Source organism: Vibrio sp. CB1-14, from assembly GCF_040412085.2.
Classification (GTDB): Bacteria; Pseudomonadota; Gammaproteobacteria; order Enterobacterales; family Vibrionaceae; genus Vibrio; species Vibrio chaetopteri.
The window spans coordinates 2,126,683-2,149,458 of the sequence record NZ_CP115920.1; the positions used below are offsets into that span (position 1 = coordinate 2,126,683).

The window sequence follows — 22,776 nt, forward strand, 5'->3', positions numbered from 1 at the left end:
GATAAACTAAAAAGAATTAAGCGTATGGCATCATACGAACAACTGCAGCCACTTCACACTTAGGAAGGATTGCATTTGGACGTAGCTGACGCTTGTTCTTAGTAGTACGCTTAGTCAGAATGTGACGTTTTGTAGCGTGCTTAAATTTAATACCACCAGCAGTTTTCTTAAAACGCTTAGCAGCACCTTTGTTGGTTTTCATCTTAGGCATGATGAATAACTCCGCATTGTTGAGTTGTTAAACAATTGTAATTAGGGCGAACAAAACCCAGCCATTCAAGAACGGTTAGGTTTTCTTACTTGTAAAGCCGTTAATTACTTCTTCTTAGGGGCCAATACCATGATCATTTGGCGGCCTTCGATCTTAGTCGGGAAAGACTCTACTACAGCTAAATCTACAGTATCTTCTTTCAGACGGTTAAGAACGTCGACACCAATGTCTTGGTGAGCCATTTCGCGGCCACGGAAGCGAATTGTTACCTTCACTTTGTTGCCGTCTTCTAGGAAACGCGTCAGGTTGCGTAGTTTTACCTGATAGTCTCCAATATCAGTTCCAGGACGGAATTTTACTTCCTTAATCTGAATCTGCTTTTGCTTCTTCTTCTGCTCTTTCGCAGCTTTGCTCTTCTCGAAGAGGAACTTGCCATAGTCCATCACACGACAAACTGGTGGCTCGGCGTTAGGGCTGATCTCTACGAGATCCATACCAGCTTCTACAGCGGCATCCAGTGCTTCTTGAATCGATACGATACCGACAGGTTCACCATCTGCGCCAGTTAAACGAACTTCACGAACGCCACGAATTTCACCGTTCAAACGGTGCTGGTTTTGTTTGGCCGGTTGTTGGCCACGTCTTCCGCCTTTAATAGCTTATTCCTCCAGATTGAGCTTACGGCTTGAAACTTCGGTTTGGATGTATGAAATGAGGTCATCCACTTTAAATTTACCGAGGTCTTTACCTTTGCGTGTACGTACTGCAATTTCGCCGGCTTCCATTTCTTGGTCACCACAAACAAGCATGTACGGGATACGCTTCAAAGTATGTTCGCGGATTTTAAAGCCAATCTTCTCATTTCTCAAGTCCGCTTTGGCTCTAATTCCACTTTTTTGCAGTTTTTGTGTTACTTCTTGAACATAATCAGACTGTTTGTCAGTGATATTCATGATAACAGCTTGTTCTGGCGACAACCACGTTGGGAAGAAGCCAGCGTATTCTTCGATAAGAATACCGATGAAACGCTCAAGAGAACCTAGAATTGCGCGGTGAATCATAACAGGAACTTGACGTTCGTTGTTTTCATCCACGTAAGTTGCACCTAGACGACCCGGTAGGTTGAAGTCTAGCTGAACTGTACCACATTGCCATGCGCGATCTAGGCAGTCGTATAGAGTGAATTCGATCTTAGGACCATAGAACGCACCCTCACCCTCTTGAATCTCGAATGGAATGTCCATCGCTTCAAGAGATTGTTTGAGCGCTTCTTCAGAGCGATCCCAGATTTCATCGCTACCAACACGCTTTTCTGGGCGAGTTGACAGTTTTACTACGATATTGTCGAAACCGAATGTGTTGTACGTATCGTACACCATCTTGATGCAAGATGTTACTTCATCTTGAATTTGGCTTTCAGTACAGAAGATGTGAGCATCATCCTGAGTAAAGCCACGTACACGCATAATGCCGTGCAGTGCACCTGATGGTTCGTTACGGTGACATGAGCCAAACTCAGCCATACGTAGCGGTAGATCACGGTACGATTTTAGACCTTGGTTAAAGATCTGTACGTGACCTGGACAGTTCATCGGCTTAATAGCATATTCACGGTTCTCTGAAGACGTCGTGAACATCGCATCAGCGTATTTGTCCCAGTGACCAGAACGCTCCCAAAGAACGCGATCCATCATAAGCGGACCTTTGACTTCTTGGTAGTCATATTCTGTCAGTTTTTCACGAATGAATACTTCTAAGTCACGGAATACAGACCAACCGTTGTGGTGCCAGAACACCATACCCGGTGCTTCTTGCTGCATGTGGAATAGATCCAACTGCTTACCAATTTTACGGTGGTCACGCTTTGCAGCTTCCTCTAGGCGAGTTAGGTGCGCCTTGAGAGCCTTCTTATCGTGAAACGCAGTGCCGTAGATACGTTGCAGCATCTTGTTGTCACTGTTACCACGCCAATATGCGCCAGCAACGTTCAGCAGTTTAAAGTGCTGACAGAAGCTCATGTTTGGCACATGAGGGCCACGACACATATCGATGTATTCTTCGTGATGGTATAGGCCTGGACGGTCGTCTTTAGAAACGTTCTCGTCAAGGATTTCCATCTTGTATGTTTCGTCGCGACTTTCGAATGTGTCGCGCGCTTCCTGCCAGCTAACCTTTTTCTTGATAACTTGATACTTGGTTTTTGCTAGCTCTTTCATGCGCTTTTCGATTTTTTCCACGTCTTCCATAGTGAGAGACTGGTCTAAATCAACGTCATAGTAGAAACCGCTGTCGATCGTTGGACCGATCGCCATTTTGACGTCTGGGTATAGCTGCTTAATCGCGTGACCAAGCAAGTGAGCACATGAGTGACGAACGATCTCAAGACCATCTTCGTCTTTTACTGTGATGATTTCTAAGCTCGCGTCATTTTCAATCAGATCGCACGCATCAACACGCTCGCCATCTACACGACCAGCGATGGTTGCTTTCGCAAGACCAGGACCGATAGATAGAGCAACATCCATAGTGGATACTGGGTTATCAAATTGACGTTGGCTACCGTCAGGAAGAGTAATTACAGGCATATAAAGTCCTATTACAGTGGTCTTGCACACCAAGCAAGACATGCTTTATTGTCTGGCAATTGAGTTGATAATAATTGCCGCGTTTTCATATGAATGGTTGCCTTTTTTGATGCAAATACGGATGCACCATCCAAAGCAAGCGGCCATTTTAACCAATGCGTACGAAATAACAATCGTAATTTCATAAACTATGAAATCAGGGAAGAAGTTTGATGAGCCTAAATCTGGTCACGCCATTGTTTTCACTAACAGTGACGTCATCCATCAACGCATTGAGAATGTAGAAGCCGCGGCCCGAAGTGGCCCAGCTTAACGGATCGTCTAGATCTAGCTCTTGAAGCTGTGCACTCAACATTTCATTCATAACGTCAGACTCTAAAGATAAACCTTCGTGGTTGATTGTTATCTCTATTTGTTTGGCAGCGACACGGCAGCCGACTTCAATCACTTTGTCGTCTTTCTCTTGATACCCATGCTCGTAAACATTGTTCGCCAACTCTACCACACACAATTCAAGATCATGAATAATAGGTGTTTGAACGCCCTGCTGCCCCCAAAATTCCAACAGCGCAGTGGCTATCTCTCTTGACGCGTCAGTCGATGATTCAAACTTCCTAAGAAATCTAGTCATTACCTTCCCCGCTTCGACGCACGGCCAACAAACTAACATCATCATCGAACTCTTGGCTTCCTATCATCGTTTTTACCTGCTGCATTACCAGCGACGGCTTGTCCTGCATCACAGCTCCGCGAGTAGAAGCAATCAAGTTCTCTAACGTCTCTTCCCCAAGCATCTCATCATCCATCTGCGCTTCAGTGATGCCATCAGTATAAAACCAAACTTCATCACCCTGTTCTAAGACCAGAGAAGTCGACTCATACGTTGCAAAGTCAAACATACCAATCACAAACCCACTCTCTCCTATCCTCTCAATCGAGCCTGACGACGCCTCCACTTTAATGAGTGGAGGATGACCGGCAAACGCAACATCTAGCTCACCGGTTTTTCTATCAAGCACCGCGTAAACCATAGTGGCGTACAAACCATGGTTGTCATTGATGGTGTAAGTTCTATTGAGGGATGCCAATACGTCACACGCTTTTCTTACTTGACGTTTTCCTTGGAGATCCGTGTACATAGTCGCGGAATCGCCTTGTAAGGTATTTAAAGTATGGTGAATAGAGAAAGAAAGCAGTGCCGATGCGACGCCATGTCCAGAAACATCAAAAATATAAAACGCAGCATAGCGGTCATCAAGCTCAATACAGCCTAACATGTCACCGCCAATCGCCGCTGATGGTTGGTGAACATAGGCCAGTTCGATATCAGAATACGCTCTTTTGATAGGCAGCAGCTTACCAATCAAATCACTCGCAACCATGAGGTCGCTATTGATTTGTGCGTAGGCCGTATTGAGGGCATGGTTTTTCTCAACCAGCTGATTATGCAAATCAAGCGTTCGAAATCCCGCTTTAATTCGCGCATCAAGCTCATCTACAGGCGTATTTTTAGCAACGAAATCATCGGCTCCAGCGTTAATACCGAGCGTTATCGACTTATGATCGTCTTGAGATGAAAGTAATACAAAAAACAGATAGCGATTGTAGTCGTTGGACTTCACTGACTGGCAGAGTTCGACGCCGTCCATATTGGGCATCACCCAATCACTGACAACAAACTGAATATGCTCATGTTTTTCAAGCAGCGATAGCGCTTCAATACCATCACACGCCACTATAATCTCATAGCCGCGTTTTTCGAGCAGTAAACGCAACCTTGCGCGCATGACAGCATCGTCTTCGACCAGCAGAATCGAATACTTTCGCAAAGAAGAGAGAGTACGGCTCGTTAAAATAACGCCACCTAAATTTTAAAGGACTGTTATTTCAAGAATAGTTGGCTCAAATAAAAAAACAACACCATGAGTGAGTCATGATGTTGTTACTATCCAATATGTTAGCTTGCGCTAGAAAAGTATTATGACTGCAGCGCCAACAGATCTGGACGCTTAGTGCACAAAGAAACTGTACTGACTACATTGAGCCCTTCTAGCTCACAGGCTTGAACGCATAAATCAATATTGCTATCACTGGCAACGACAACCACATTGCGGCCGATTGAGCGCTCTAAAACTTGTTGTGCCGTTTCACAATGTGATGCATTCACATCCATTGGTAGAGTACTTACCGCCGATTGACGAGACACACTCAAGTCGGCAATCGTGGCATCGCAGTACACATCCAAAAACGAATAAGACTCACAAAACTCACGCTTAATTGCCGCGAACATTTCAAGTTCGTGCAGTGAAGCTTGTGAAGAGAACACCACCACGCTATGAGCATTCATTGGCTCACCGACAACGGACACAGACGTAGGGAGAGAAAGCGCGTTGGTCATCATTGAAGTGCGAGATGCCTCCAATTGATCAGAAAAAGAAGAACCAACGAGAGAAGAACCGATTTGATACGTTTGCATAGCAACACCTATTTGTTGAGTGTGCCATCCATAGAGTTATGTACATCCTTTGATACGGGAATAATAACAAAATTATATAATTAAATCCCTTCTCATTAACGCCCTGCGTCACAACAATGTAACGCTGGGCGTCAAATTTACTTATGGTAACGAATACCTATAGTGCTCTCACATTAAACACATGCTCGACACCACTGATCGCCGATAACAACTCGTCAGTCGGCTGATTCTCGATATCCAAAATGGTATACGCCACTTCGTCACGGCTCTTGTTAAGCATATCCAACACGTTAATATTAAGATCGGCCAATAGAAAGAGCACCGTACCCAGCACCTTAGGGACGTTGTCGTTGGCAAATGTGATCCTGTAGCCCTCGGCTCGCTCTAGGGTAATCTGAGGAAAGTTGACTGAGTTGGTAATGTTGCCGTTCTCCAAAAAATCAATGAGCTGCATTGCCCCCATCACAGCGCAGTTTTCTTCCGCTTCTGCCGTTGACGCACCGATATGCGGCATCAGAATGACTCCCTCTCGCCCTATCAAAGATGGCGTTGGAAAATCGGTTACATACTGCCCAACTTGACCATTTTCAAGCGCGGTAACGACCGCATCAGTATCAACGATTTCTTTACGAGCAAAATTCAGTAGCACTAGGCCAGGTTTGGCCGCAGCCAATAACTCGCTGCTAATCAATCCGATAGTGGCAGGTAGCGCAGGAACATGTACGGTGACAAAGTCACATTTACTAATCAGTGATTGCAAGTTTTCAGCACGTTGAATACGGCTCGACAAGCGCCACGCAGCCTCAACACTCAGCGCAGAGTCAAACCCAATGACCTCCATGCCTAAATCAATCGCCGTGTTCGCTACTGAAGCACCTATTGCCCCCAAGCCAATAACACCCAGCGTCTTACCTTTGATCTCAGATCCAGAGAAGCGCTTTTTCTCTTTTTCTAACAGCTTGTCCATCGCCGTCGCGTCAGAAAGTTCAGTGAGAGACTGGGAGTACTGCATACCACCACAAACATCACGCGCAGAGAGCAACAAACCTGTTAATACTAATTCTTTAACGGCATTCGCATTGGCACCCGGTGTATTAAACACCACAATGCCATTTTCGGTGCAGGCCTGGATAGGAATGTTGTTCACCCCCGCCCCGCAGCGCGCAATGGCTTTGACACTCGGTGCAATCGGTTCATCATGCAGTTTTTGGCTTCTTAAAAGAATCGCGTCAGGCGCACTAAACTCGCTCGAGACTTCGTAAATATCACGAGAAAATTTATCTAGTCCTTTATTCGCAATCGCGTTGTAGGTTTTTATTTGTTTCATTATTGGTTCCACTTTAAGTTGAAAATCCTTTTCTACCCATCAGTGCACTTTACTCGTCCCAATACTGGCGTTTTTTTGTTGTGCCAGAGACAACAAAGCACCTGATAAGCAGGTGCTTTGTTCTTTATTTAGTGACTTCTGCGTAAGCCCAATCTAGCCAAGGTAGCAATGCTTCAATATCCGCAGCCTCGACCGTGGCACCCGCCCATATCCTTAAGCCGGCCGGCGCATCACGATACGCACCAATGTCATAAGCGACTTGCTCTTCATCAAGCAGCTTAATCAGCGCTTTTACCTGCTCTTCCGTCGCATCTAGTGTCAAACACACGCTTGTGTTAGAGCGCTGATCAGGCTGTTTCGCTAAAAATTGAATCCAATCTCGTGATTCAACAAAATTGGTCAGTACCGTTAGGTTGGCTTGAGACTTCTCAATTGCCGCGTCTACACCGCCAATTCCATCAACCCAATCTAGCGCATCAATGTAATCCACCACACACAGCATGGAAGGCGTATTAATGGTGGCACCTTTGAAAATGCCTTCGATTAACTTGCCGCCTTTCGTCATACGGAAGATCTTCGGTAGAGGCCATGAAGGCGTGTAGCTCTCAAGGCGCTCTACCGCTTTGGGACTCAACACAATCACGCCGTGACCGCCCTCCCCACCTAGCACTTTCTGCCAGCTGTAGGTCACCACATCGAGTTTTTCCCAAGGCATTGGCATTGCAAAAACCGCTGAGGTTGCATCACAAATCGTTAAACCTTCGCGCTCTTCACTAATCCAATCACCATTAGGTACTTTTACGCCAGACGTAGTACCGTTCCAAGTAAACACAGCGTCATGGCTTGGATTAGCCAAAGATAAATCTGGCAGCTCACCGTAATCGGCCAGATAGCTGTTCACATCATCTAACTTCAGCTGCTTAGTGATATCAGTTAACCAACCAGAACCAAATGATTCCCAGTGGAAAACATCGACTGGACGTGCACCTAGCATCGACCACATCACCATTTCCATCGCACCTGTATCAGAGCCTGCAACAATACCAACGCGGTAGTCATCAGGAATGCCTAAAATTGCTTTGGTTTTTGCGATAGATTCAGCCAGCACCGCTTTACCTAATGATGAGCGGTGACTGCGACCCAGTGAGGCGGTATCTAAACTTGATAACTGATAACCAGGGCGCTTGCTGCAAGGCCCAGATGAGAAATTGGGATTAGCGGGTTTAATTTGCGGTTTCATTTGGCTTCCTGCCTGTAACTAATTGAATAACTATTCAACACCTTGTCTGAAAAATAGCCGAAACGCAAGCCCACAAAAGGTAAAACACGATGCTACCAATGATTTTAACGCATAAAAAAAGCAGCACCCAAAGGCGCTGCTTTTACAACTTAATGATGAGTGGCAGCTGACTAGCCGACAACACCCACAGCGGCTTGCATAATGATGCCGCAGATATAAGCACCATACGTACCGAGCGCATAGCCTAGTACAGCCATCAAAATACCCACAGGCGCAAGTGACGGGTGGAAAGCAGCCGCTACCACAGGCGCAGATGCTGCACCACCAACGTTTGCTTGGCTACCCACTGCCATAAAGAACAGCGGCGCTTTAATCAGCTTCGCAACGCCAATCATTAGCAGTGCGTGAATCGTCAACCAAGTGATACCAATAAAGAAGTAACCTGGATTATCTAGAATCGCTGTCACATCCATTTGCATACCAATAGTCGCGACGAGAATGTAGATGAATGCAGAACCGATTTTTGATGCACCCGCATGCTCAAGAGTGCGCGCTGACTTGAACGTAGAAGCAATCAGTGCGAACGTAGTCACTAATACGATTAACCAAAAGAAACCAGAGGTTAAGCTGTATTTCTCAAGCTCTGGAGCATTAGTCGCAATCCAAGGAGCGATAAGATCTGAGCCGAAATGTGCCAAACCAGTTAGACCAAACGCAATAGCGACGACTTTCATCATATCCGTTGTTGTGATTGGACGAGAGTTCTCTTCTTCGTACTTCGCCACTGTTTCTTTTAGCTCATCAATGGATGTGGTGTCTGCTTTTAACCACGCGTCCATTTTCTTCTGACGACCAGCCATAATCAGTAGGATTGCCATCCAAATGTTGGCGCAAATTACGTCAACAGTGATCATTGCAGAAAACAACTGATCACCCACACCGAATACTTCTTTCATCGCTGCTTGGTTTGCACCACCACCGATCCAAGATCCAGCCACCGTAGTAAGACCGCGCCAAACGTCCCCAGAAACAAGATCAGGGTTGATGAAGTTTAAAATAACAATGGCAACTGGTCCGCCGATGATGATACCAAGTGTACCGGTCAAGAACATGATCACGGCTTTAGAACCGAGACCGAATATCTTTTTCAGATCAGCCGAGACGATTAACAGGACGAGAGCACCTGGTAAAAGATAGCGACTTGCAACGAAATACAAGTTAGACGCTGAGCCATCAATCAAACCAGTAGTATTGAGCAATGACGGTAGAAAGTAACACAGCAACAAGCCAGGGACGATGGAATAGAATTTTTTCCAGAACGGGTTATTGCTGCTTTCGGTAATAAAAACAGCGCCTAGGATAACGGCTAGCAAACCCATAATGACAGCATCATTAGCGATCATGTCGATAAATCTCCTTAACTGATGTCTTCTTGAAACAATTAGACACATTTTCGTAGTTGGCCGAGACTATACCGACAACGCTCGCCTGTCACAAACTTTAACAATCTTTACGCAGTAAGCATGAATAGTTAACCAGTCATTACACTAAGCAATACTTTACTCATAATGATAATCTGTGAAAAACATTGTTCAAAAAAGCACCTTAATTAACTATTAATCATTATTTTCAGTTAGTTAGAACGAACACCTGTAATTTTAACACCTTGATAACCCGCAAAATAAACCATAGCAAATGAATAGCTAACCAAATGCAATTAACTGCAGCACTTTTGTTAAAGCGCTCAATTTATGTACCCTCACACAATCACAATTGTTTGATCCAGGTCACATATCGTAGTCAGGTTTTGCAACTTTTAAGTCAAACTTGGCTCAATCATAGTCCGCAATTTCGCATCTTGCGGTCTTCTTCGCACAGAACCTCCAATGAATAGCTTCGAATACTGGATCTTTGTACAGCTACTACATATACTGGTATTACATACAGTAATTCATGAGGTGTAGTTATGTTGCAAGAAAGACTAGAACGCATCAACGAGCTGCGTAAAAAAGCGATGGCCAATCCTGAATTCATGAAATCCGCGCAAGCTCATGCTGAAGCATTAGAAACTGAATATCATCCAGCGCAGCCAAAACGTAGCAAAAAACCCAAAACCTTATCCGATATCTACCAAGGCTACGATTTCGGCATCTAAAACAAACTCTATTTGCTTTCAGAAGGAGGGAAACTCCCCCTCCTTCTCACTCCCTTACATCTGTTAGTCCCCTCCTCCTTGCTGCCAATATTGCTGGTCGTCTCACAAAAGCTGGTCGTAGTGGCTATTTGTATACAAAGTGAAGTATTATTGTCTTAACAAGGAAAGAAAACTGTAGAGTGCTGTAAGCCAATGGGAAACTTGAAAAACTCAGTCAATAAAGGTGTCAAAACCAAAGTCGCGGGACAGACACAAGACGACGTGGTCTATTGCCATATTTTCGATGCTATTCTCGAACAACGATTGCCACCCGCCACCAAACTTAGCGAAGAGGCATTAGCCGAGATCTTTGGCGTCAGCAGAACCATTATCCGCCGTGCCTTATTGAGACTTTCTATCGAAAAGGTTATAGACATCAAACCCAACCGAGGCGCGACGGTTTCAGCCCCTTCTGTTGAGGAAGCGAAACAGATATTCAAAGCGCGGGAAGTACTAGAAGTCGCAATCATCGAACTGGCTGTAGAGAATGCAACCAAGTTGCAAATAGATGAATGTCGAAAGCTAGTAGAAGAAGAAAACCAAGCCTTTGCACAAGATGACTACGGTAAAGGGCTGAGACTTTCCGGTGAGTTCCATATCAAACTCGCAGAAATGGCAGACAATGCTCCCCTATTGGCATTCCAAAGAAGCATCGTATCGCAGTCTTCTCTGCTAATCGCCATGTATGAAACTGGCAACCACTCTAATTGCTCTCAAGATGAACATAGTGAATTGCTCAACGCGATCGAGACTGGTGATAAGCAACAAGCGCTGGATCTAATGGGCGAGCACCTTGAGCATATTCGCTCTAAGCTCAACTTAGATGACAGCACCGCTTCCAATGACCTGCATGTCGTGTTCTCAGATGTTTTGAAGAACAAAGCGAGCTAATTCCGAGGCCAGCATTCAATATGCTGGTCTTTTTACATTCCCTTCTTATCTTGATGAAACGACAATTCAACTGTACTTTGCATCGATGATTTATAGTATCAAACACGCCGTTCTTCGCCTCTCTGCAACCCCCGTCAAACCAACAACCTAGCCCCAATCTCCAATTTGACCTCGATCTCAACCCATTAGAAATGTTGCTAACTTGTAAATTAATAGTTGACCTCGTGGTCAATTTAGCCAATTATTGACCCGAAGGTCAGAAAAATAATTTCAAGAATATACTGTACAAGGAGGTCTCTTGATTACCTTTTTACTCAATCAAGAAATCAGACAGGAAGTAAATGTCTCCCCAAACATGACGGTGCTGAACTATCTGCGCAATCATGTGAATAAAACAGGCACCAAGGAAGGATGCGGTTCTGGTGATTGCGGTGCATGTACCGTGGTTCTCGGTGAGCTCGTCGACGGCAAACTCGAGTATCGCAGCGTTAACTCCTGCCTGACGTTCATTTCTGCTCTTCATGGCAAGCAACTTATCACGGTAGAAGATCTGCAAGCCCGTGATAAATCACTTCACCCAGTTCAACAAGCCATTGTCGACTTTCACGGCTCTCAGTGCGGCTACTGTACGCCTGGATTCATCATGTCGATGTTCGCGCTTACTAAGAACAAGCCGAATGCAAACAAGGCCGATGTGATGGAGTCTCTAGCTGGCAATCTCTGCCGCTGCACGGGTTACCGACCTATCGTCGATTCTGCATTGTCACTGTGTTCGGAACAACAAATCATTGACCAATTTTCAGAGCTTGAACGAGCGACCATCGCTAAACTTGAAAAGATACAAACTGAGGAAGCAAGTCTTAGACTTGGGCACCTTACTGCGTTTTCTCCAAAGAACACTGAAGACCTTGCCAAACTATATAAAGCTCATCCACAAGCAAAACTGGTTGCCGGTGGTACCGATTTGGCGCTCGAAGTTACCCAATTCCACCGCGAGATAGAAACGCTCATCAGTGTGAATCTAGTGGAAGAGATGAAGGTATGCCAAGAGACAGAAGACAGCCTAGAGATTGGTGCAAACCTGCCAATCAGCGATGCCTATACACTACTAAACAAGCACTACCCCGATTTCGGCGAACTTTTGCACCGCTTCGCCTCTTTGCAAGTTAGAAATCAAGGTACCATAGGTGGCAATATTGCTAACGCTTCTCCTATCGGAGACACACCTCCTCTGCTCATCGCTCTTGATGCAAAAATCCAATTACGCTGCGGTGCTGAAACACGCGTCATGCCCATTGAGGACTACTTCATCAGCTACAAAGTCACCGCGCAGCAACCTAGCGAGTTCATTGAAAAGATAATTATACCTAAGCCATCATCAAGCACATTCCGAGCTTATAAACTCTCGAAACGTCTAGATGACGACATCTCTGCAGTTTGCGGTGCATTCAGTATTGAAGTGAAAGATAACAATGTCGTGAGTGCTCGTATCGCCTTTGGCGGCATGGCTGCAACACCTAAACGAGCAATATCTTGTGAGCAGACGTTGGTCGGACAGCCTTGGAATGAAGAAACCATTGGCAAGGCAATGGAAGCACTTAGTAATGACTTTGAACCCCTTTCGGATTTTCGCGCAAGCCAAACTTACCGAAGCCTCACTGCCGCCAATATGCTCAAGCGCTATTACATCGAAACAAACAACACCAACAACCTGATTGAAACGAGGGTAACATCTTATGTCTAATGTGAATCATCAGCAGCTGACTCACGAAGAGATGGTTGCTATCGTCAAACAAGATCTTAAAACAGGTGTTGGTAAAAGCGTTAAGCACGACAGCGCACCAAAACAAGTGACGGGTGACGCTGTCTATATCGATGACAGACTTGAGTTCCCTAACCAGCTTCATGTCTACGCGCTACTGAGTACGCAAGCACACGCAAAAATCACTAAGATAGACGTCTCTCCTTGTTATGACTTCGCTGGTGTTGCTATTGCGATTACATCCAAAGACGTGCCAGGACAGCTTGATATTGGCGCTATCCTTCCAGGTGATCCTCTGCTTGCCGATGGCATCGTCGAGTACTACGGTCAACCCGTCATCGCAGTGGCGGCGAGCGATCTAGAAACTGCCAGAAAAGCAGCGCACGCAGCCATCGTTGAATACGAACCGCTGCCTGCCATTCTGGATGTCAAAGAAGCACTCGCGAAAAAGCATTTCGTGACAGAAAGCCACCAGCAAAAGCGCGGTGACTCAGTCAAAGCACTTGCCAACGCTAAGCACGTCATCGAGGGTGACATCGAAATTGGCGGTCAAGAACACTTCTACCTCGAAACACAAGTTAGCAGCGTTATGCCAACCGAAGACGGCGGCATGATTGTCTATACCTCTACGCAAAACCCGACAGAGGTGCAAAAGCTGGTCTCTGAGGTACTTGGGGTTGCGATGCACAAAGTCGTTATCGATATGCGCCGCATGGGTGGCGGTTTTGGTGGTAAGGAAACGCAAGCGGCTGCGCCTGCTTGTATGGCGGCAGTTATCGCGCATTTGACAGGTCGACCAACCAAGATGCGACTGCTTCGTAATGAAGATATGACCATGACCGGTAAACGTCACCCATTCTACAACCAATATAAGATTGGGTTTGATGATAATGGCGTGATTCAAGGTGCCGATATTGTTGTCGCGGGTAACTGTGGCTACTCGCCAGATCTTTCGAGCTCGATTGTCGACCGTGCCATGTTCCACTCTGACAATGCTTATTACTTAGGTGATGCGACCGTTACCGGACACCGCTGCAAAACCAATACGGCGTCGAACACCGCTTACCGTGGTTTTGGTGGTCCTCAGGGGATGATGACCATTGAACACATCATGGATGAGATCGCACGCTACCTAAACAAAGACCCGTTAGAAGTCCGTAAAGCCAACTACTACGGCGAAGAAGGTCGAAACGTTACTCACTATTATCAAACCGTAGAAGATAACTTCCTTCCTGAAATCACTGAGCAGTTAGAGCAAAGCAGTGATTACCACGCAAGACGAAAAGAGATCGCTGAGTTCAACAAAAACAGCCCAATTTTGAAAAAGGGATTGTCGATCACGCCCGTCAAATTTGGTATCTCGTTTACCGCCACCTTCCTAAACCAAGCCGGCGCACTTATTCATATCTATACTGATGGCAGTATTCACCTAAACCACGGTGGTACTGAGATGGGTCAAGGTCTGAATATCAAAGTGGCGCAAATCGTTGCAGAGGAGTTTCAAGTAGATGTTGACCGTATCCAAATCACCGCTACCAACACCGACAAGGTGCCGAACACCTCGCCCACGGCGGCCTCATCGGGCGCCGATCTCAACGGTAAAGCCGCACAAAACGCCGCAATAACCATTAAACAGCGTCTGATTGAGTTTGCTTCTTCTCACTTTAAAGTCACCCCTGAAGAAGTGCTGTTTAAAAATGGCATGGTACAAATTCGTGAGCAGATCATGACATTTGCCGACTTTGCAAAACTAGCGTGGATGAACCAAATCTCACTATCGAGCACAGGTTTTTATCGCACGCCTAAAATTTACTATGACCATGAGAAAGCACGTGGCCGCCCATTCTATTACTACGCTTACGGCGCGTCGTGTTCAGAAGTCATCATCGACACCCTCACTGGCGAGTACAAAATCTTGCGCGTGGATATCTTGCATGATGTAGGCGCATCACTGAACCCTGCGATCGATATTGGTCAGGTTGAAGGTGGATTTGTTCAAGGTGTGGGGTGGTTAACAACTGAAGAGCTCGTCTGGAACGAGCAAGGACGATTGATGACCAATGGCCCAGCAAGTTACAAGATCCCAGCCATTGCTGACATGCCTATTGATTTTAGAACGCATCTGCTCGAAAACCGAAGTAACCCTGAAGACACAGTGTTCAACTCCAAAGCGGTGGGTGAACCGCCTTTCATGCTAGGCATGTCGGTATGGAGCGCACTAAAAGACGCCATCTCATATGTCGCCGTTGATGGTGCGATTCCTAAACTGGATACACCAGCAACACCGGAGCGTGTGTTAATGGCGGTACAGGCCGTGACACAAGGACAAAGCGTTAGCACGGCATCCTTCACGGAAACCAATTAACAGGAGGTCACTATGTTTAAGGATAACTGGATTCATGAGCTTGCTAGGCTAGAAGAACAACACGAACCTTGTGTCATGGTGACGGTACTTGAAGATCGCGGCTCCGTGCCGCGAGATGCGGGTACAAAAATGCTAGTAACTCGCGATAACATCATCGCGACCATTGGTGGCGGTCATTTAGAGCATGTCGCCTCTAAAATGGCACGAGAAATGCTTCTTTCTGGAGAGCAAAGCCTCAAAGTAGAAAGGTTTAATTTGGGTGCTCGGTTAGGTCAATGCTGCGGTGGTATGGCAACACTCAGCTTTGAACCCATTGGCACTTCGCAAAAGCATTTGGTACTTTTTGGTGCAGGTCATGTGGCAAAAGCACTGGTTCATATTGTCGCTACCCTGCCCTTTAGAGTAACGTGGATTGATGAGCGTGAGGCGGAATTTCCAGAAAACTTGCCGCAAGGCGTCAACAGGCTCGTTACCGACGATCCGGTGGGCGAAATCGCTCAGATGCCACCAAACAGTTATTACCTAGTGATGACTCACAATCATCAACTCGATTTTGACCTAGCTAAAGCGATTATCAAGCGCGGTGACAGCACTTATTTTGGAATGATTGGATCACTGACCAAGCGTAAAAAGTTTGACTTCCGTTTGGCACAACGTGGCTTTGATCAAGATGAGATCAACACCATGACCTGCCCGATCGGTATCGGAGCAGTCACTGGCAAGCACCCAGCAGAAATTGCAGTCTCGGTTGCTGGTGAGCTGATCTCTCACTATCAAGGTAACGCGATAGAGCAAAAGCGCCCAGCGCACACTCGCCAAGAGCAATCACGCCAAGAACTATACCAAGCAGGCTAAAAAGCCGCGAAAGGATTAAAATAATAATACTGCCCAGAAATTTCAGGCGGAGAAAGGAAGTGTCATGACAACACAACGCAAGGCCTACCGTGCCAGCATTTTACATAGCATTGCTGACCCCAAGGATGTGGGGCTGGAAAACTCATACCAATTTTTTGAAGACGGCATGATCGTCGTAGAAAACGGTCACATCGTCGACATCGGCAGCGCAACCGACATATTGGCTAGACACACAAAGCCAATGAAGATTAGAGCTTATAAAGATAAGCTCATCACCTCCGGCTTTATTGATACTCATATCCACTACCCACAAACCGGAATGATCGCCTCTTATGGGGAACAGCTTTTAGATTGGCTGGAAAACTACACCTTCCCAGAGGAACGTCGTTTTAAGAACCCTATTTACGCGCTTAAAGTCGCCAAACTTTTCTTAGACGAACTCGCCAGTAACGGTACGACCACAGCGCTCGTCTTTGGCACCGTGCACAAAGAATCCGTCGACGTGTTTTTGGTGAGGCAGAGAGACGTAACCTTCGTATGATTTGTGGCAAAGTATTGATGGATCGGAACGCTCCTGACTACTTGACCGACACACCAGAGTCAGGCTATCAAGCCTCTAAAGAGCTCATTGAGAAATGGCATAATCGAGGTAGGCTTCACTACGCTGTCACGCCGAGATTCGCCCCAACCAGTACACCAGAGCAACTCGCAATGGTTGGTAAACTTCTCGAGGAATACCCAGATGTTTACATGCATACGCACCTCTCTGAAAACAAAAAAGAGATCGAGTGGGTTCTCGACTTGTTCTCAGAGCGAGACAGCTACTTAGATGTTTATGATCACTACGGTCTACTTCATAAACGCTCTGTTTTTGCTCATGGTATCCATTTGTCTGACTGTGAGTGTCAACGACTCGCGGATACTGAGTCCGCTATTGCATTTTGCCCAACATCCAACCTATTTCTCGGTTCCGGCTTATTCAAGCTCAATAAAATGGAAGACAAAGGGATCAGAGTCGGCATGGGAACCGACGTAGGCGCAGGAACAAGTTTCTCTATATTACAAACCATGAGTGAAGCGTATAAGATTATGCAGTTGCAACAGGAAAAACTTCACCCTATTAAATCTTTGTATCTCGCAACACTCGGTGGCGCGAAAGCCCTGCACCTCGAGGACAACATCGGTAACTTAGAGGTAGGTAAAGAAGCAGATTTCGTCGTTCTCGATTTGCATGCTACACAGCTAATGCGCTTCAGAATGAACCAAGCAACGACGCTTGAAGAGAAGCTATTCGTATTAATGAGCCTTGGTGATGATCGAACCGTTTGTGAGACGTATATCTATGGCGACCTTGCCTATGATGCCAAAGGTGAACGTGACAAGCGATTAGTAAGCTAAGCGGAGACAACTGCACTACAACAAATAGTCTCCCTCCATTCCCTCCTTGCCTACACAGGCAAGGGGCTTCTTTAAGCGCCCACCAAGTCTCGAGTAGATTCCTGCCTGCGTAGGCGCACGGCCAGTGGAATGACGTTGCGCAAAGTACTAGCTCCAAAACACTTCGTCACCCCTGCGCAGGCAGGGCTCTCGCACCAAACCTCAACAAGATTCCTGCCTACGCAGGAATGACGTGATTGGTGAGTTCATCGTAAACCCAATTGTCGTCACCCCTGCGTAGGCAGGGGTCTTTTTTAAGCGCACACCAGGCCTCAACAAGATTCCTGCCTGCGCAGGAATGACGGGATTGGTGAGTTCATCGTAACCCCAATTGTCGTCACCCCTGCGTAGGCAGAGGTCTTTTTTAAGCGCGCACCAAGCCTCAACAAGATTCCTGCCTGCGCAGGAATGACGAGGTTTTACCCCGAAAAACAAACTTTTTTAAACTTTTTTAAACTTTTTTCGAATATGAACGAATTCTGAATATTCGTTTCAAGGTTAGTTAATCTAGACAGGCGCATACTGACATCGTCAACTAAACAAAGATGTCTAAATCGAGGTTATCATGAAAAAAGTTATCATCGCTACAGCACTTATCCTAACGTCTGGTTTCGCAGCAGCTAAATCTATGCCTGCTCAAGGCGGTTTTAACGGTCCTGCTCTTGGTGCACAAACGACGGTTGCTCAAGCGCTAGAAGCAAAAGACGACACACCAGTTCAAATTACGGGCAATATTACCCAATCTATTGGTGATGAAGAGTATCAATTCACCGACGGTCAAAACACCATCGTGATTGAAATCGACAACGATGACTGGCGTGGTGTGGATGTAACACCAAACGACAAAGTGATTATTTCTGGTCGTGTAGACAAAGACGCATTTGAAGACACTAAAATTGACGTAAAACGTGTTGCTATCGCGGGTTAATCATTAGAGAAGTTCAACTGCCTTTGCTGGGGTGATAAGCAACCAATATTACCCCAAGCACTATCAATATCGCCCCACCAATCCGCTGGGGCGATAGTTCTATTTTGGGGTAACCCAGAAGTCCATACTGATCGTACAAAAGTGACGCCGTCACTTGACCGCAAACAATCGCTATCGCCAATGCCAACGCGCCTAGTTTGGGCGCTAAGTAGATTGACATCGCTATGTTAAACGCCCCTAAAAACCCTCCTAACCAAGCCCACCATGGCAAGGTTTTTAGGGTTCCATTTGGAAACCAAGGCTTCCCTTCCAACATAACCAGCGTACCCAGTACTAATGTCCCAATAACGAATGAGATAAACGCTGCTTGAAGCGGTGACCCTAATCCAGTACGAAGCTGCGCATTAACACCAGCTTGTGAGGCCAACGTCGTTCCTACCACGACGCTGAGCAAAACAAGAATCACACCAGTAAAATTGGCCACTGTTCATTTCCTTATCACTACACTCTTTCAAGCGTAGCACTTCATTCCCAATTATTTTCCTGTACAGTAATACGAGCACAATTCAAAAATAGGGACATAGGATGAGTAAAAAGGTATTCGCAGTGATTGGGACAGGTGCGATAGGTGGTTATTACGGTGCACGACTCCATCATGGCGGTCACGATGTTCATTTCCTTTTTAATAGCGACTACCAACATGTGATTAATAACGGACTAAAAGTCGACTCTCACTACGGTGACTACTCCATCACTGCCAACGATATCAATGCTTACGAAAAGTCTGCAGATATGCCTAAAGCCGATGTTATTCTCGTCGCACTAAAAACCACCCAAAATCACCTGCTCGAAGCCCTCATTCGTCCTTTATTAAAACCAGACACCTTGGTCATGTTGCTGCAAAATGGTATTGGAGCGGAACAAGAAGTAGCAGAAGCGTTTAACCTCCCATACGTCGGTGGTGGCTTGTGTTTTATCTGTTCAAATAAAGTCGCACCTGGGCACATTGACCACATAGATTATGGCCGCATAACCATCGGCGTATACGGCGAAGATGGAATCGCACCACTGGAATCATTCGCTAAAGACCTAACCGGTTGCAGTGTGGAAGTGGATATAGACCCAAAGATCATGGATGCACGCTGGAAGAAGCTTCTCTGGAACGTACCATTTAATGGCCTGTCAACTGTGCTAGATAGTGACACCGCACAAATAATGGACTGCCAAGAACTGGTCAACCTATCAAAAGACATCATGATGGAAGTACAGCAAGCCGCACAAACCACCGATACTGAAATCCCAACCTCACTCATCGATACCATGCTGGGCAATACCGCCAAGATGAAGCCGTATTTAACTAGTATGCTGCTAGACAGGCGCAATGGCCGAGAACTTGAGCTGCAGTATATGTACAAGAATGCGATTGAACTTGGAGCAAAAGGTGGCGTCTCGATGCCAAAGACAACGGCGCTTTATGAACAGTTGTGCTTTATTAACAAGCGTATCGTCTCCACAGTTCAATAGCGCTCGTTTGATAACGTAAAAAAGCCGCTCTATCATTGAGCGGCTTTTTAATTGGTATTAACTTTTATTGCAACTGAGCCCCCTGCTCAACCCATTCTCCAATGAGAGTACGTTCTTCATCGGTCATTTGAGTCAGATTACCCAATGGCATAACTTTGGTCGTGACCGTTTGAGCGACAATACGTGGCACATTCACTTTGATCTCCTCTGGCGTATCGAGTATCACGCCGCCCGGTGCAGTTTGGAATGCGGCGTGTGTTGGCGTTGCCGAGTGACAGACTGAGCAGCGCTCTTGAATCACTTGGTTGATCTGTGAAAAAGGAATGGCGCCATCTGCTGCATGTTGTGAAGCTTGCGCTAACTGATCGTTACTATCCCCGGTTTGTTCAGTTGTGCTTTGCGTTGTCGGAGCTTTTGCCACTGGTGCTGACGACTTATTTGCGTAAGGTGAGCTGACAAAAGCAAGCGTGATCATACCTAGTGCCGCTGCCGGAATCGTCCATGCAAATTTTTGGCTACCGTGGCGCGTATTGAAATAGTGTCTAACCAAAATACTAAACACTGACAAGCCCGCTAGAATCGCCCAGTTGTACTCGTGACCGTAGGTGCTCGGGAAGTGATTACTGATCATAATGAACAGCACAGGCAGCGTTAGGTAGTTATTGTGTCTAGAGCGCAGTAATCCTTTCGCCGGCAATGCTGGGTCAGGCTCTTGGTTGTTTTCAATCGCTTTTACCAAATTACGCTGAGCCGGCATAATAACGAAGAAAACGTTACCGACCATGATAGTACCGATAATCGCACCGACGTGAATATAAGCACCGCGACCACTGAATACCTGACTAAGTCCATACGCAGCTGCCACCAGGCCAACAAACAATACAATGCCTAAGACGATTGGCGTTTTACCTAGAGGGGAGTTACACAAAAGGTTGTAAATGACCCACCCTGCAACCAAAGAGGCCACACCAATCATAATTGCGCTGGTCGAATCGATACCTGAGCCTGGTGCGACTAGGTAGATTTCTGCGTTTAAGTAGTACACCACACCCAAAAGCAGCACACCGGTGATCCAAGTGAAATACGCTTCCCATTTAAACCAGTGTAAGTTTTCTGGCATCTTTGGGGGCGCGAGTTTGTACTTTTCAAGATGGTAAATACCACCACCGTGAATCGCCCAGAGATCGCCCGATAGGCCATCACGTGGATTGCTGCGATTCAAATTATTCTCTAACCATACAAAGTAGAACGACGCACCAATCCATGCGATACCTACTATCATGTGAACCCAACGAATAATCAGGTTCAGCCATTCTGTTACGTGCGGATCCATAACACACTCCTCGTCAGCAGCTTAGACAGAGACTCGCTGCTCATCCTTATCTTGTTGCATCTTATCGGCGAAGCTAGGGAGATCATCAAGGCTTATTTGAATGAGCCCTTCATTGAAAAACACTTCATCGCAATTGTTTCCATCCCCAGCTCTATCGACTATTAAAAACTGGTCTTGGTCTGTAAGAGCCAATACTGGATGATGCCAAACGCCTTTATGGTAATTCACCCCTTGCTTACCGTTGCTGAGAAAAGCACGGCAGTTCGCTAACGACGGGGTATCTCCCTTTGGCGCGACGACGATAAGATACGGTTGTCCAAGTAATGGTATGAATGCTTGCGACCCCAAAGGATGCCTTTCCAGCATTTCAATCGTCAGTGGATACTGCAAAGGCGTCGCTTGAAAGATACTAATGATGGCTCTGCCACCCTGATCTGCCACATCAGCCTCAGAAAGCTTATGATAGCGACGTGTTGACCCGTTATTGATCATAAAGTAGTCGCTATTGTCCACCTCTATCACATCCCCAAACTCGGCAAATGTACGCTTGTCCAGAAGCTCTATTTTGATTCGACGTATACCATTACTCATATAAAATCCCTCTACTAAGTTTAGTCCGCCTTGGTGCCAAAGAGGCGCAAGCGACTAACACCGCCATCAGGGAAAATGTTCAGTCGTACATGGGTGATAGGGCCTATCTCATTTACCTCTGACACAAACTCATGAATAGAGTGCGCATCTAGCTTTTGAGATGGCAGAAGCTCCTTCCAAAACAAACTTTGTGTCGCGACTTGATCGTCGGTGCCACCTTTCACGTAAGCGGCTTGAATAGAGCAGCTATCTGGGTAGTTACCTTTAAAGTGGGCGGTATCCACCACCACGCGTCCGACATTACCGGCATGCCCTAATGCTACGATGACCCAGTCATTGCCCGGCGTTCTTCGGCGTGCGGTCTCCCAACCATCACCCATATTTTCACCGCGACCTGGACCTAAGATGTTCGACTTGTTGCCATAGTGCTCGTCGCTGCATGCTAATGCTCTGCCACCATGTTCTACGCTGGCAAGATCGATTTGTTGCAGTTCATCGATGGCATCCCAATCGACACTCGGTGTGCCATACACACGTAGGCGTGCTACACCGCCATCAGGATAGATGTTCAGTCTTACGTGGGTGTAGACTTTTTCACTCGCTATCTCGCTAATATGGTGCTTATCACCAGACAAGCTCTGAGACGGTAAAATCTCTTCCCACTCTTGCGAGTTTGTCGGATCGGCTTCTGGACTGTAAATAGCATCGATTGACGCTGATGGCGGATAGTTACCCGTGAAAAAGAGGTATCAATATCGATGCCAGCAATGGTGCCGGCTAAACCGAGTTTAACGATACAGTAGTCGTACCCTTCACCACGTTTACGACGGCTCTCCCAGCCATCCATCCATTTACCGTTGTCATCATAGACGCCTTCTTTCCATTGCGGATCTAATCGACTGAGCAATCGGCTCTTGTCTGCGAAAAAGTCATCCGTGGCGTAGAGCGCTTCAGCGCCCAGTTTGTCGTCTGCTAAATTAATGTATTGTTCAATTTTCAAAGACATTTGTTGTCATCCAGTTCAATTATTCAATAAATAATAAAATGAGAGAGATAG

The 22,776-nt window shown here is 46.2% G+C and carries 19 protein-coding genes and 2 pseudogenes; 8 read left to right on the forward strand and 13 right to left on the reverse strand.

What is annotated here, in order from left to right; genetic code table 11:
* Positions 1 to 16 precede the first annotated feature (16 nt).
* The 9 genes from rpmI to PG915_RS09650 all read right to left on the reverse strand — a co-directional run bounded on the left by rpmI (position 17) and on the right by PG915_RS09650 (position 9,242).
* Positions 17 to 211, reverse strand: a complete 195-nt coding sequence (gene rpmI / locus PG915_RS09610; protein ID WP_019275792.1) for a 50S ribosomal protein L35 — start codon at positions 209 to 211, stop codon at positions 17 to 19.
* 104 nt (positions 212 to 315) lie between these two features.
* Complete coding sequence (infC, locus tag PG915_RS09615) at positions 316 to 867, reverse strand: translation initiation factor IF-3 (protein ID WP_103879584.1); 552 nt, start codon at positions 865 to 867, stop codon at positions 316 to 318.
* 3 nt (positions 868 to 870) lie between these two features.
* Positions 871 to 2,796: a threonine--tRNA ligase gene (thrS, locus tag PG915_RS09620; RefSeq protein ID WP_353496329.1), complete on the reverse strand. Its 1,926-nt coding sequence runs from the start codon at positions 2,794 to 2,796 to the stop codon at positions 871 to 873.
* Between the two features lie 196 nt (positions 2,797 to 2,992).
* Positions 2,993 to 3,427 (reverse strand): ATP-binding protein, encoded by a 435-nt coding sequence (locus PG915_RS09625; RefSeq protein WP_353496330.1) that lies wholly within the window; start codon positions 3,425 to 3,427, stop codon positions 2,993 to 2,995.
* Positions 3,420 to 4,625: a PP2C family protein-serine/threonine phosphatase gene (locus PG915_RS09630; protein ID WP_353496331.1), complete on the reverse strand. Its 1,206-nt coding sequence runs from the start codon at positions 4,623 to 4,625 to the stop codon at positions 3,420 to 3,422. The genes PG915_RS09625 and PG915_RS09630 overlap by 8 nt, the downstream gene beginning before the upstream one ends.
* Before the next feature lie 149 nt (positions 4,626 to 4,774).
* Positions 4,775 to 5,272 carry a hypothetical protein gene (locus PG915_RS09635; RefSeq protein ID WP_353496332.1) on the reverse strand — a complete coding sequence of 166 codons (498 nt, stop codon included), beginning with the start codon at positions 5,270 to 5,272 and terminating at the stop codon, positions 4,775 to 4,777.
* A gap of 157 nt (positions 5,273 to 5,429) precedes the next feature.
* Positions 5,430 to 6,599: a phosphoglycerate dehydrogenase gene (locus tag PG915_RS09640; protein ID WP_353496333.1), complete on the reverse strand. Its 1,170-nt coding sequence runs from the start codon at positions 6,597 to 6,599 to the stop codon at positions 5,430 to 5,432.
* Between the two features lie 124 nt (positions 6,600 to 6,723).
* Positions 6,724 to 7,839, reverse strand: coding sequence for a phosphoserine transaminase (locus PG915_RS09645; protein WP_353496334.1), 1,116 nt, complete (start codon positions 7,837 to 7,839; stop codon positions 6,724 to 6,726).
* Between the two features lie 170 nt (positions 7,840 to 8,009).
* Complete coding sequence (locus PG915_RS09650; protein WP_353496335.1) at positions 8,010 to 9,242, reverse strand: DUF819 domain-containing protein; 1,233 nt, start codon at positions 9,240 to 9,242, stop codon at positions 8,010 to 8,012.
* A gap of 563 nt (positions 9,243 to 9,805) precedes the next feature.
* Here PG915_RS09650 and PG915_RS09655 point away from each other — a divergent pair.
* The 7 genes and pseudogenes from PG915_RS09655 (at position 9,806) to PG915_RS09685 (ending at position 18,271) form a co-directional block, all read left to right on the forward strand.
* On the forward strand, positions 9,806 to 9,994 hold the full coding sequence (locus PG915_RS09655; RefSeq protein WP_353496336.1) for a hypothetical protein: 189 nt from the start codon (positions 9,806 to 9,808) through the stop codon (positions 9,992 to 9,994).
* Between the two features lie 192 nt (positions 9,995 to 10,186).
* The gene (locus PG915_RS09660; RefSeq protein ID WP_353496337.1) at positions 10,187 to 10,924 is read left to right on the forward strand and encodes a GntR family transcriptional regulator; all 738 of its coding nucleotides are present in this window, start codon (positions 10,187 to 10,189) and stop codon (positions 10,922 to 10,924) included.
* A gap of 355 nt (positions 10,925 to 11,279) precedes the next feature.
* Positions 11,280 to 12,668, forward strand: coding sequence for a xanthine dehydrogenase small subunit (gene xdhA, locus PG915_RS09665; protein ID WP_420884620.1), 1,389 nt, complete (start codon positions 11,280 to 11,282; stop codon positions 12,666 to 12,668).
* Positions 12,661 to 15,051 (forward strand): xanthine dehydrogenase molybdopterin binding subunit, encoded by a 2,391-nt coding sequence (gene xdhB / locus PG915_RS09670; protein ID WP_353496339.1) that lies wholly within the window; start codon positions 12,661 to 12,663, stop codon positions 15,049 to 15,051. The genes xdhA and xdhB overlap by 8 nt, the downstream gene beginning before the upstream one ends.
* A gap of 12 nt (positions 15,052 to 15,063) precedes the next feature.
* Positions 15,064 to 15,906, forward strand: coding sequence for a xanthine dehydrogenase accessory protein XdhC (xdhC, locus tag PG915_RS09675; protein WP_353496340.1), 843 nt, complete (start codon positions 15,064 to 15,066; stop codon positions 15,904 to 15,906).
* A 64-nt stretch (positions 15,907 to 15,970) separates the two neighbouring features.
* Positions 15,971 to 17,304, forward strand: a pseudogene (gene guaD, locus PG915_RS09680) (guanine deaminase).
* A gap of 604 nt (positions 17,305 to 17,908) precedes the next feature.
* On the forward strand, positions 17,909 to 18,271 hold the full coding sequence (locus PG915_RS09685; protein WP_353496341.1) for a YgiW/YdeI family stress tolerance OB fold protein: 363 nt from the start codon (positions 17,909 to 17,911) through the stop codon (positions 18,269 to 18,271).
* Positions 18,272 to 18,284: 13 nt separating this feature from the next.
* On the opposite strand, the gene PG915_RS09690 is transcribed toward PG915_RS09685, so the two are convergent.
* Positions 18,285 to 18,755 carry a DMT family transporter gene (locus PG915_RS09690; protein WP_353496342.1) on the reverse strand — a complete coding sequence of 157 codons (471 nt, stop codon included), beginning with the start codon at positions 18,753 to 18,755 and terminating at the stop codon, positions 18,285 to 18,287.
* Between the two features lie 101 nt (positions 18,756 to 18,856).
* On the opposite strand from PG915_RS09690, the gene PG915_RS09695 reads away from it, so the two are divergent.
* On the forward strand, positions 18,857 to 19,795 hold the full coding sequence (locus PG915_RS09695; protein WP_353496343.1) for a 2-dehydropantoate 2-reductase: 939 nt from the start codon (positions 18,857 to 18,859) through the stop codon (positions 19,793 to 19,795).
* 64 nt (positions 19,796 to 19,859) lie between these two features.
* On the opposite strand, the gene PG915_RS09700 is transcribed toward PG915_RS09695, so the two are convergent.
* From PG915_RS09700 to alc, 3 genes and pseudogenes are all read right to left on the reverse strand, one after another.
* A complete protein-coding gene (locus PG915_RS09700; protein ID WP_353496344.1) occupies positions 19,860 to 21,128 on the reverse strand; it encodes a urate hydroxylase PuuD in 1,269 nt (422 codons plus the stop codon).
* A gap of 21 nt (positions 21,129 to 21,149) precedes the next feature.
* Complete coding sequence (locus PG915_RS09705; protein ID WP_353496345.1) at positions 21,150 to 21,719, reverse strand: ureidoglycolate lyase; 570 nt, start codon at positions 21,717 to 21,719, stop codon at positions 21,150 to 21,152.
* Between the two features lie 20 nt (positions 21,720 to 21,739).
* Positions 21,740 to 22,725: pseudogene (gene alc / locus PG915_RS09710) on the reverse strand (allantoicase).
* Between the last annotated feature and the right edge of the window lie 51 nt (positions 22,726 to 22,776).